Origin of the sequence: Acidovorax sp. (assembly GCF_021287135.1) — a bacterium.
Lineage (GTDB): Bacteria > Pseudomonadota > Gammaproteobacteria > Burkholderiales > Burkholderiaceae_C > Acidovorax.
Window position 1 is genome coordinate 1 of sequence record NZ_JAJTBB010000091.1, and the last position, 11,476, is coordinate 11,476.

Genomic DNA, 11,476 nt, shown 5'->3' on the forward strand with positions numbered 1-11,476 from the left:
CGCCGACGCGGGCGACGTCGGCGCCGAGGCCGGTGACGCCGGCGCAGCGGGCGCAGGAGCGGCCACCGGGCGGTCGCCCGCCCGCAGCGCGCTGCCATGTGCCGCCGGCCACAGCCCCAGGGCCCAGCCGGCGGCGGCCACGGCGGCGGCGCCCGCCACCGCGCCCAGGCCGGCCAGCGCCCAGCGCGGCAGCCCCGCCGTCCGTTGCCGCGCCAGGGCCGGGGCGTCGAACACCTCGCGCGCTGCGCGGTTGACGATGGAACGCGTCACCTGGCGGGCGCCCACGGCATAGGCGCCCAGCAAGGCGCGGTCGCACAGCAGGTTGATCCGCCGGGGCACGCCATGTGAGAGCGCGTGCACGCGCCGCAGCGCGCCGCGGTCAAAGGGCAGCGGGCCGGTCAGCCCTGCCACGGCCAGGCGGTGGGCGATGTACTGCTGCGTCTCCTGCGGGGTCAGCGCGCCCAGGTGGAAGCGCGCGATCACGCGCTGTGCCAGTTGCTCCATGGATGGCTTGGCCACCATGGCACGCAGCTCCGGCTGGCCGATGAGGATGATCTGCAGCAGCTTGCGTTCGCTGGTTTCCAGGTTGGTGAGCAGGCGCAGCTGCTCCAGCACGTCGGCCGACAGGTTCTGCGCCTCGTCGATGATGAGGACGGTGTTGCGGCCCGCGCCGTGCGCGGCCAGCAGCGAGGCGTTCAGCGGGTCGATGTAGTCCTTGACGGTCTCCACGCCGCCGGGCACGGTGGGCTTGTGCGGCACGCCGAACTCGTCGCAGATGGACCGCAGCAGTTCGCGCACCGTGAGCTTGGGGTTGAAGATGTAGGCCACGTTGCAGTGCTGCGGAATCTGCTCCAGAAAGCAGCGGCACACCGTGGTCTTGCCGGCGCCCACCTCGCCGGTGAGCAGCACGAACCCGCCGCCCGCGTCCAGCCCGTAGAGCAGGTGGGCCAGCGCCTCGCGGTGCCGTTCGCTCATGAACAGGTAGCGCGGGTCGGGCGCAATGGAAAACGGCGGCTGTTGCAAGCCGAAGAACGGGGCGTACATGCCCTGAGGATACCGCCCTGGCGTGAAGCCCCCTCAAACCACACAACGACCGCGCCAGCGGCCGCAGAGCGGCCTTCAGGCAGGGTTTTACCCAGTGAGGAGTTTCCCGTAAATTGTCGTCGGCAAGACAAGACGGCGTCAAAGTCATCCCTAGCATTGGACCCAAGGCGCGCCACCACTGCAGCGCTCCCGGCCACCCCGGGCGGACCCACCCACTTCTTCTTTTTGAGGAACCTGCAATGTTGACCACGTTCCCGCAACTGCTGCTCCAGCATGCCGCCCGGCGCCCTGATGCGCCGGCCCTGCGCGAAAAGGAATACGGCATCTGGCAGACCCACAGCTGGTCCGGCCTGGCCCGTCTGGTCGAACAGCTGGCCGCCGGCCTGCACCAAGCGGGGCTCCAGCGGCATGAGCACCTGGTCGTCATCGGCGCCAACCGCCCGCGGCTGTATGCCACCATGCTGGCCGCGCAGTCACTGGGCGCCATTCCGGTGCCGCTGTACCAGGACGCCGTGGCGGCGGAGTGCATCTTCCCGCTGAACAACGCCGAGGTGCGCTTCTGCCTGGTCGAAGACCAGGAGCAGGTCGACAAGCTGCTGGAAATCCGCGGCCAGTGCCCGCGGATTTCCAACATTTACTACGATGATCCGCGCGGCCTGCGCAATTACCGCGAGCAGGGCCTGGCCTCGCTGGACGCACTGCTCGCGACCGGCAAGGCCTTTGTGGCCAGCAACCCCGCCTGGTTCCAGGCCGAGGTGGCCCAGGCCCGGCCCGACGACGTGGCGGCCATGTTCTTCACTTCCGGCACCACGGGCAATCCCAAGGGCGTGGTGCACACCCACAGCACGCTGCTGGACCGCGCCACGGCCGGTGCCGAGTTCGACAAGCTCACCAGCAGCGAGGAAGTGCTGGCCTACCTGCCCCCGGCCTGGATCGGGCAGAACATCTTCAGCTACGCGCAGTGGCTGGCCTGCGGCTATGTGGTCAACTGCCCGGAATCGGCCAGCACCGTCTCCATCGACCTCAAGGAGGTCGGACCCACGTATTACTTTGCGCCGCCGCGCATTTTCGAAGGGCTGCTCACCAGCGTGATGATCCGCATGGAGGACGCCGGCGCACTCAAGCGCAAGATGTTCCAGGCCTGCATGGCCGTCGCCCAGCGCGTGGGCCCGGCCCTGATGGACGGCCAGGACGTGGGCCTGCTTGACCGCGTCAAGTACGCCCTGGGCAACCTGCTGGTGTACGGGCCGCTGCGCAACAACCTGGGCTTCAGCCGCGTGCGCGTGGCCTACACGGCCGGCGAGGCCATCGGGCCGGACCTGTTCACCTTCTACCGCTCCATCGGCATCAACCTCAAGCAGCTGTACGGCTCCACCGAGACCGCCGTGTTCGTGTGCCTGCAGCCCGACCACGAGGTGCGTGCCGACACCGTGGGCGTGCCCATCCGCGGCGTGGAGATCAAGGTGGCCGACAACGGCGAGATCCTGGTCAAGTCCGCCGGGCTGCTCAAGGAGTACTACAAGAATCCCACCGCCACCGCGGAAGTGCTCACCGCCGACGGCTGGTACCACACCAGCGACGCCGGCTTCATCGACGCGCACGGCCACCTGAAGATCATCGACCGCGTGAAGGACGTGGGCCGCCTGGCGGGCGGCGCCAACGATGGCGCCATGTTCGCGCCCAAGTACGTGGAGAACAAGCTCAAGTTCTTCCCCCACATCAAGGAAGCCGTGGCGCTGGGCGACCAGCGTGATCGGGTCTGCGTGATGGTCAACATCGACTTCGACGCCGTGGGCAACTGGGCCGAGCGTCGCAACCTGCCGTATGCCGGCTACACCGACCTCGCGCAAAAGCCCGAGGTGTACGAACTGGTGCGCGAGTGCATCGAGAAGGTGAACGCCGACCTGGCCACCGACGCCATGCTCGCGGGCAGCCAGATCAGCCGCTTCCTGGTGCTGCACAAGGAGCTGGATGCCGACGACGGCGAGCTGACCCGCACCAACAAGGTCCGCCGCGGCTTCATTGCCGAGAAGTACGCGGTGCTGGTGGATGCCCTGTACGCCGGCCGCGCCGAGCAGTACATCGAAACGCAGGTGAAGTTCGAGGACGGCCGCACGGGCAAGGTGAGCGCCACGCTCAAGCTCTCGGACGCCAAAGTGTTCCCCCCCGTGAAGGCCGCCGCATGAAGCCCGCCCTGCACCCGCCAGAGAAGCAAATCCCCATGACCACCAAGAAGATCGGCGACGTCATCCTGGACGTCAAGAACATCAGCCTGCGGTTTGGCGGGGTGAAGGCGCTGACCGACATCTCCTTCAATGTGAAAGAGCACGAGATCCGCGCCATCATCGGCCCCAACGGCGCGGGCAAGAGCTCCATGCTCAACTGCATCAACGGCGTGTACACCCCTTCGGAGGGCTCCATCACCTTCCGCGGCAAGACGTTCGACCACATGAACAGCCGCCAGGTGGCCGAGATGGGCATTGGCCGCACGTTCCAGAACCTGGCGCTGTTCAAGGGCATGAGCGTGATCGACAACATCATGACCGGCCGCAACCTCAAGATCAAAAGCAACCTGCTGCTGCAGGCGCTGCGCATCGGCCCGGCCGAGCGCGAGGAGATCCGCCACCGCGAGTACGTCGAGCACATCATCGACTTCCTGGAGATCCAGGCGTTTCGCAAAACCCCCGTGGGCCAGCTGCCCTACGGCCTGCAAAAGCGGGTGGACCTGGGCCGGGCGCTTGCCATGGAGCCGCAGGTGCTGCTGCTCGATGAGCCCATGGCCGGCATGAACGTGGAAGAGAAGCAGGACATGTGCCGCTTCATCCTGGACGTGAACGACGAGTTCGGCACCACCATCGTGCTCATCGAGCACGACATGGGCGTGGTGATGGACATCAGCGACCGCGTGGTGGTGCTGGACTACGGCAAGAAGATCGGCGACGGCAGCCCCGACGAGGTGCGCAGCAACGAAGACGTGATCCGCGCCTACCTGGGCACATCGCACTGAAGCCGCGCAGGAGATACACAAGATGGCATTCTTTTTGGAAACCCTGATTGGCGGCCTCATGGCCGGCATGCTGTATTCGCTGGTGGCCCTGGGCTTTGTGCTCATCTACAAGGCCTCGGGCGTCTTCAACTTCGCGCAGGGCGCGATGGTGCTGTTCGCGGCCCTGGCCATGGCGCGCTTTGCCGAGTGGATCCCGAAGTGGACCGGCATCGACAACCCCATCGTGGCCAACCTGGCGGCGTTCGTCATCGCGGGCGCCATCATGTTCGTGGTGGCCTGGGTCATTGAAAAGCTGGTGCTGCGCCATCTGGTGAATCAGGAAGGCGCCACGCTGCTGATGGCCACGCTGGGCATCACCTATTTTATGGAAGGCCTGGGCCAGACGCTGTTCGGCAGCGACATCTACAAGATCGACGTGGGCATGCCCAAGGACCCGATCTTCATGCTGGAGAGCGTGTTCCAGGGCGGCATCCTGGTGAACAAGGAAGACGTGATCGCCGCCGCCATCGCCGCGGGCCTCGTGGCCCTGCTGTCGGTGTTCTTCCAGAAGACCTCCACCGGCCGCGCGCTGCGTGCCGTGGCGGACGACCACCAGGCCGCGCAGTCTATCGGCATTCCGCTCAACCGCATCTGGGTGATCGTGTGGTGCGTGGCCGGCGTCGTGGCCCTGGTGGCGGGGATGATCTGGGGCAGCAAGCTCGGCGTGCAGTTCTCGCTGACCACCGTGGCGCTGCGCGCGCTGCCGGTGGTGATCCTGGGCGGCCTCACTTCAGTGCCCGGCGCCATCATCGGCGGGCTGATCATCGGCGTGGGCGAGAAGCTCTCCGAGGTGTACCTGGGCCCGTTCGTGGGCGGGGGCATCGAGATCTGGTTTGCGTATGTGCTGGCGCTGGTGTTCTTGCTGTTCCGCCCCCAGGGGCTGTTTGGCGAGAAGATCATTGACCGGGTGTAACCCATCAAAAGAACAACAGGAGACACACCATGCTCTACCGCGAAAACGGCCAGTTCAAGACGAGCTACCGCGCCGACCAGCAGATCTTCCCCATCGCGCAGGACCGCCTTGCCATCGGCATCATCCTGGCCATCGCCTTCATCGCGGTGCCCATGCTGGCCAGCGACTACATCTTCCGCGCCATCCTGATCCCCTTCGTCATCATGGCGCTGGCGGCCCTGGGGGTGAACATCCTGGTGGGCTACTGCGGGCAGATCTCGCTGGGCTCGGGCGCCTTCATGGCCGTGGGGGCCTACGGGGCCTACAACTTCTTCGTGCGCTTTCCGGGCATGCCGCTGATTCCGGCGCTGATCCTGGGCGGGCTGTGCGCCACGTTCTTCGGCATCCTGTTCGGGCTGCCCAGTCTGCGCGTGAAGGGCCTGTACCTGGCCGTGGCCACGCTGGCGGCGCAGTTCTTCAGCGACTGGATGTTCCTGCGCATCAAGTGGTTCACCAACAATTCCGACTCCGGCTCGGTGTCGGTCACCAACCTGCAGGTGCTGGGCCTGCCCATCGAAAGCGCCACCAGCAAGTACCTGTTCTGCCTGGCCATCCTGGTGGTGGTGGCCCTGCTGGCCAAAAACCTGGTGCGCGGCGCAATCGGCCGCGAGTGGATGGCCATCCGCGACATGGACGTGGCCGCCGCCGTGATCGGCATCCGCCCCATGTACGCCAAGCTCAGCGCGTTTGCCGTCAGCTCCTTCATCGTGGGTATGGCCGGTGCGCTGTGGGCCTTTGTCCACCTGGGTGCGTGGGAGCCCGCGGCGTTCTCGGTGGAGGTGTCGTTCCGCCTGCTGTTCATGGTAATCATCGGCGGCCTGGGTTCGATCATGGGCGGCTTCTTTGGCGCCGCGTTCATCGTGGTGCTGCCCATCGTGCTCAACCAGTTTCTGCCCGCCTTGATGGGCCTGTTCGGCGTGGAGATTTCCACCGCTGGCGTGTCGCATGCCGAGCTGATGATCTTCGGCGCGCTGATCGTGTGGTTCCTCATCGTCGAGCCCCACGGCCTGGCCAAGCTGTGGTCCACGGGCAAGCAGAAGCTGCGCCTGTGGCCCTTCCCGCATTGATTTCCCCGTCGTGCTTCACTAGTACTTATTCATCCAAAGGAGACATCCATGAAGCTTTCGAACATCGTGATCGCCGCAGCGGTGGTTGCAGCCGGCGCCTCGTCCGTGGCGACGAGCGCCTTTGCGCAAGCCAAGGAACAGTTCTTCCCGCTGCTGTCGTACCGCACGGGGCCGTATGCGCCCAACGGCGTGCCGTGGGCCAATGGCAAGCAGGACTACATCAAGATGATCAACGCCCGCGACGGCGGCATCAACGGCGTGAAGCTCACCTTTGAAGAGTGCGAGACCGGCTACGCCACGGACCGCGGCGTGGAGTGCTACGAGCGCCTCAAGAGCCGCCCCGGCGTCTCGCTGTTCGACCCCCAGGCCACCGGCATCACCTTCGCGCTGACCGAGAAGGCACCTGTGGACAAGATCCCGCTGATGACGCTGGGCTACGGCCTGTCGGTGGCGCAGGACGGGCAGGCGTTCAAGTGGAACTTCCCCTTCATGGGCAGCTACTGGACGGGCGCGGACATCCTGATCCAGCACCTGGGCAAGGCCAATGGCGGCCTGGACAAGCTCAAGGGCAAGAAGATCGCCCTGGTCTACCACGACAGCCCCTTTGGCAAGGAACCCATCCCGGTGCTGCAGGAGCGCGCCAAGATGCACGGGTTCGAGCTGCAGATGCTGCCCGTGACGGCCCCCGGCGTGGAGCAGAAGGCCACCTGGCTGCAGGTGCGCCAGAGCCGCCCCGACTACGTGCTGCTGTGGGGCTGGGGCGTGATGAACTCCACCGCCCTGAAGGAAGCCCAGGCCACCGGCTACCCGCGCGACAAGATGTATGGCGTGTGGTGGGCCGGTGCCGAGCCCGACGTGCGCGACGTGGGTGAAGGCGCCAAGGGCTACAACGCGCTGGCGCTGAACGGCTACGGCCCGCAGAGCAAGGTGATCCAGGACATCCTCAAGCACGTGCACGACAAGGGCCAGGGCACCGGTCCGAAGGACGAGGTGGGCTCGGTGCTGTACACGCGCGGCGTGATCATCCAGATGCTGGCCGTGGAATCCGTGCGCCGTGCGCAGGAGCGTTTTGGCAAGGGCAAGGTCATGACCGGCGAGCAGGTGCGCTGGGGCATGGAAAACCTGGCCCTGGACCAGAAGAAGCTGGACGCGCTGGGCTTCAACGACGTGATGCGCCCCCTGTCCACCAGCTGCGCCGACCACATGGGCTCCACCTGGGCCCGCGTGCACACCTGGGATGGCAAGAAGTGGAACTTCTCGTCCGACTGGTACCAGGCCGATGAGCAGATCCTCAAGCCCATGGTGAAAGCCGGCGCCGACAAGTACCTGGCGGACAAGAAGATGGCGCGGCGGGACCCTGCTGATTGCAATAGCTAAGTACATCCCCCTGAGCGGCTTTGCCGCTTCCCCCTTCTCTCGAATCGCTGGCGCGATTCGGGAAGGGGGACGACACCAGTGGCCTGGCAAAGCCAGTTCCACGGTGTCTCTGGCGATAGTGCAGCGACCGTATTTAGGGCCGGTGACGTAGCGGCTGCCTTCGGGCAGCCGCCAATCCAAAGAATTGCTCGCAGCTCTTTGGATTGGCACAGCGAAGGCAACACCATGGACTCTCAAAACATCGTTCTCAACGTCAACGGCATCGAGGTCATCTACAACCATGTGATCCTGGTGCTCAAGGGCGTCTCGCTGCAGGTGCGCGAGGGGTCCATCGTGGCCATTCTGGGGGGCAACGGGGCGGGCAAGACGACCACGCTGCGCGCCATCTCCAACCTGCTCAAGGGCGAGCGGGGCGAGGTGACCAAGGGCAGCATCGAGCTGCGCGGGGAGCGCATCGAGAACCTCTCGCCCGCCGATCTGGTCCAGCGTGGCGTGGTGCAGGTGATGGAGGGGCGCCACTGCTTTGCCCACTTGACCATTGAAGAGAACCTGATGACCGGCAGCTACACCCGCACCAGCAAGGGCGAGATCGCTGCGAACCTGGAGAAGGTCTACAACTACTTTCCGCGCCTGAAGACGCGCCGCACCTCGCAGGCGGCCTACACCTCGGGCGGTGAGCAGCAGATGTGCGCCATCGGCCGCGCGCTCATGGCCAACCCCAGCATGGTGCTGCTGGACGAGCCCTCCATGGGCCTGGCGCCGCAGATCGTGGAAGAGGTCTTCAACATCGTGAAGGACCTGAACGCCAAGGAGAAGGTCACCTTTTTGCTGGCCGAGCAGAACACCAACATGGCGCTCAAGTACGCGGACTACGGCTACATCATGGAAAGCGGCCGCGTGGTGATGGACGGCGCCGCCAGCGACCTGGCCAGCAACGAGGACGTCAAGGAGTTCTACCTGGGCGTGGGCGGCGGCGAACGCAAGAGCTTCAAGGATGTCAAGAGCTACAAGCGGCGCAAGCGCTGGTTGGCTTGAGCCCCCCCTGTGTCGCCTTCGGCGCCTTCCCCCCCAAGGGGGGACGCCACCAGCGCGGCGGGGCGGCCCTTGCGCGGTGGCGCTGGCCTTTGGCAGCGCGGGCGACCCGGGCGGTCAGGTGCTGAACGAATTCACTCTTAATTTGATAGCTGCTTGCGCTTTATGGATAAGCGCTAGAGGCCGATTTGATTCAAAACCAACATCTCACAAGGAATCCCAGGCATGAGCACGTTTTATGACGCCCTGGAAACGCGCAGCCCCGCCGAGCGCGAAGCGGCCTGGATGGCGGCGCTGCCGCAGCAGATCGGCCATGCCCAGAAGGCGTCGCCGGCCTTTGCCAGCATCCTGGCGGGCGTGGATGCGGCGGCCATCACCAGCCGCGCAGCCCTGGCGCAACTGCCCGTGACGCGCAAGTACGAGTTGCTGGAGCGCCAGCAGGCCGGCCGGGCCGCCAACGTGTTTGGCGGCTTCAGCGCGCTGGGCTTCGGGCCGGGCATGACGCGCGTGTTTGCCAGCCCCGGCACCATCTACGAGCCCGAGGGCACGCGGCCCGACTACTGGCGCATGGCGCGCGCCATCCACGCGGCGGGGTTTCGGCGCGGCGAGCTGATCCACAACAGCTTCAGTTACCACTTCGTGCCGGCGGGTTCCATGATGGAGACCGGCGCGCACGCGCTGGGCTGCACCGTGTTCCCCGGCGGCACGGGGCAGACCGAGCAGCAGGTGCAGGCCATGGCCGAGCTGAAGCCTGCGGGCTACATCGGCACGCCCAGCTTCCTCAAGATCATTGTCGAAAAGGCCGCCGAACTGGGCGTGGCGCTGCCCACCGTGACCAAGGCGCTCGTCTCCGGCGAGGCGTTCCCGCCCAGCCTGCGCGACTGGTTTGCCGAACGCGGCATTGCGGGCTACCAGTGCTACGCCACGGCGGACCTGGGGCTGATTGCCTACGAGACCTCGGCCCGCGAAGGCCTGGTGCTGGACGAAGGCGTGATCGTGGAGATCGTGCGCCCCGGCACGGGCGACCCGGTGCCCGAGGGCGAGGTGGGCGAGCTGGTGGTCACCACGCTCAACCCCGACTACCCGCTCATCCGCTTTGGCACCGGGGACCTGTCGGCCGTGCTGCCGGGCCCCTGCCCCACCGGCCGCACCAACACCCGCATCAAGGGCTGGATGGGCCGGGCCGACCAGACCACCAAGGTACGCGGCATGTTCGTGCATCCGGGCCAGGTGGCCGCCATTGCCAAGCGCTTTCCGCAGGTGCTGCGCGCACGCCTGGTGGTCAGCGGCGAGATGGCCAACGACCAGATGGTGCTGCAGGTGGAAACCGCCGAAACGGCCGAAGGCCTGGCCCGGCAGCTCTCGGACGCCATCCGCGAAGTGACCAAGCTGCGCGGCGAGGTGCAGATGGTGCCGCCCGGCACGCTGCCCAACGACGGCAAGGTGATCGAGGACGCACGCAGCTACCGGTAGGTGCATGGCGCCGGGCGCCCTGCACGCTGACGGCACGCTTTCACCTGCGCGCCCGGACTTGCGCCAGCGCAAGAGATGCCCACTTGGGACCAAGGGAAATCGCAGTGTTTACCCTAAGCAAACACTCCTGAATAAATAGCACGCTGCGCTTTATCCATGCGGCCTGGAAGCCATTTCAACTTCAATAAGGCCACGGCGGCCGGCTACGTAATATCCGCAATACCTGGGTACCCCCCCGTGGCTATCATGGCGCCGTCATTTACAGGAGACACCATGAAAAAAGTGCTGAAATTCGCGCTCGTCGCCACTGCCGCAGCGGCGGCTGCCATGGGCGCCAGCGCGCAGGATTTTCCGGCCAAGGACAAGACGATCACGATCGTGGTGCCCTATGCAGCGGGCGGCCCCACCGACCGCGTGGCCCGCGACCTGGCCGAAGCCATGCGCAAGCCCCTGGGCGGCGTGAGCGTGGTCATCGACAACTCGGCCGGCGCCGGCAGCACCATCGGCACCGCCAAGGTGGCCCGCGCCACACCCGACGGCTACACCCTGCTGCTGAACCACGTGAGCATGGCCACCATGCCCACCATGTACCGCAAGCTGTCCTTCAATGTCGCCAACGACTTCGAGTACCTGGGCATCGTCAACGACGTGCCCATGACGCTGATCGCGCGCCCCAGCATGCCCGCGAACAACTACAAGGAACTGGCCAGCTGGCTGCAGCAGAACAAGGGCAAGATCAACCTGGGCAACGCCGGCCAGGGCTCGGCGTCGCACCTGTGCGGCCTGATGTACCAGAGCGCGCTGCAGATCGACATGACCCCGGTGCCGTACAAGGGCACGGCCCCCGCCATCACCGACCTGATCGGCGGCCAGATTGACCTGCTGTGCGACCAGACCACCAACACCACTTCCCAAATCGAGGGCAAGAAGGTCAAGGCTTATGCCGTGACCACCAGCAAGCGCCTGACCACGCCGGCCCTGAAGGACTTGCCCACGCTGGCCGAATCCGGCGTGAAGGACTTCAGCGTGACCATCTGGCACGGCCTGTACGCGCCCAAGGGCACGCCCGCACCGGTGGTGGCCAAGCTCAACGACGCCCTGAAGACGGCCCTCAAGGACCCCGAGTTCATCAAGAAGCAGGAAGGCCTGGGCGCCGTGGTGGCGACCGACAAGCGCATCGAATCCGCCGAGCACAAGAAGTTCGTGGCGTCCGAGACCGAGAAGTTCGGCGCCGTGATCAAGGCCGCAGGGTCTTACGCGGACTGACCTTCGCCGCTGCGGGCGCACCCCGTCCGCCACCCCGCGCTGCGGGACCCCGGCACATGCCGCAGGGCTCAGGCCCTGCGGCTTTTTTTTGGTTCTTCACGGATTAGCGGGGTAAGCCACCCCAGAGGCAAAAAAACAGCGGTGACATCTCAAGCAAGATGGTTGTGCGACCAATCATCAAACTTCAGAGCACCGCTGCATGCATAAGAATACAGGCTG

The 11,476-nt window shown here is 65.8% G+C and carries 9 protein-coding genes; 8 read left to right on the plus strand and 1 reads right to left on the minus strand.

The window, feature by feature from the left end:
* On the minus strand, positions 1–1,044 hold a 1,044-nt coding region (locus LWW96_RS22140; RefSeq protein ID WP_291490048.1), incomplete at its 3' end, for an AAA family ATPase.
* 239 nt (positions 1,045–1,283) lie between these two features.
* On the opposite strand from LWW96_RS22140, the gene LWW96_RS22145 reads away from it, so the two are divergent.
* From LWW96_RS22145 to LWW96_RS22180, 8 genes are all read left to right on the plus strand, one after another.
* Positions 1,284–3,230 (plus strand): AMP-binding protein, encoded by a 1,947-nt coding sequence (locus LWW96_RS22145; RefSeq protein ID WP_291490049.1) that lies wholly within the window; start codon positions 1,284–1,286, stop codon positions 3,228–3,230.
* 35 nt (positions 3,231–3,265) lie between these two features.
* Positions 3,266–4,051 carry an ABC transporter ATP-binding protein gene (locus LWW96_RS22150; protein ID WP_291490061.1) on the plus strand — a complete coding sequence of 262 codons (786 nt, stop codon included), beginning with the start codon at positions 3,266–3,268 and terminating at the stop codon, positions 4,049–4,051.
* 22 nt (positions 4,052–4,073) lie between these two features.
* Positions 4,074–5,003: a branched-chain amino acid ABC transporter permease gene (locus LWW96_RS22155; protein ID WP_291490050.1), complete on the plus strand. Its 930-nt coding sequence runs from the start codon at positions 4,074–4,076 to the stop codon at positions 5,001–5,003.
* 29 nt (positions 5,004–5,032) lie between these two features.
* Positions 5,033–6,109 carry a branched-chain amino acid ABC transporter permease gene (locus LWW96_RS22160; protein WP_291490052.1) on the plus strand — a complete coding sequence of 359 codons (1,077 nt, stop codon included), beginning with the start codon at positions 5,033–5,035 and terminating at the stop codon, positions 6,107–6,109.
* Between the two features lie 48 nt (positions 6,110–6,157).
* Positions 6,158–7,486 (plus strand): ABC transporter substrate-binding protein, encoded by a 1,329-nt coding sequence (locus LWW96_RS22165; protein WP_291490054.1) that lies wholly within the window; start codon positions 6,158–6,160, stop codon positions 7,484–7,486.
* Between the two features lie 225 nt (positions 7,487–7,711).
* Entirely contained in the window at positions 7,712–8,521 is an 810-nt protein-coding gene (locus LWW96_RS22170; protein WP_291490056.1) for an ABC transporter ATP-binding protein, read from the plus strand.
* A gap of 222 nt (positions 8,522–8,743) precedes the next feature.
* A complete protein-coding gene (locus tag LWW96_RS22175) occupies positions 8,744–9,991 on the plus strand; it encodes an AMP-binding protein (RefSeq protein ID WP_291490057.1) in 1,248 nt (415 codons plus the stop codon).
* A 273-nt stretch (positions 9,992–10,264) separates the two neighbouring features.
* Positions 10,265–11,257, plus strand: coding sequence for a tripartite tricarboxylate transporter substrate-binding protein (locus LWW96_RS22180; protein WP_291490059.1), 993 nt, complete (start codon positions 10,265–10,267; stop codon positions 11,255–11,257).
* Positions 11,258–11,476 lie beyond the last annotated feature (219 nt).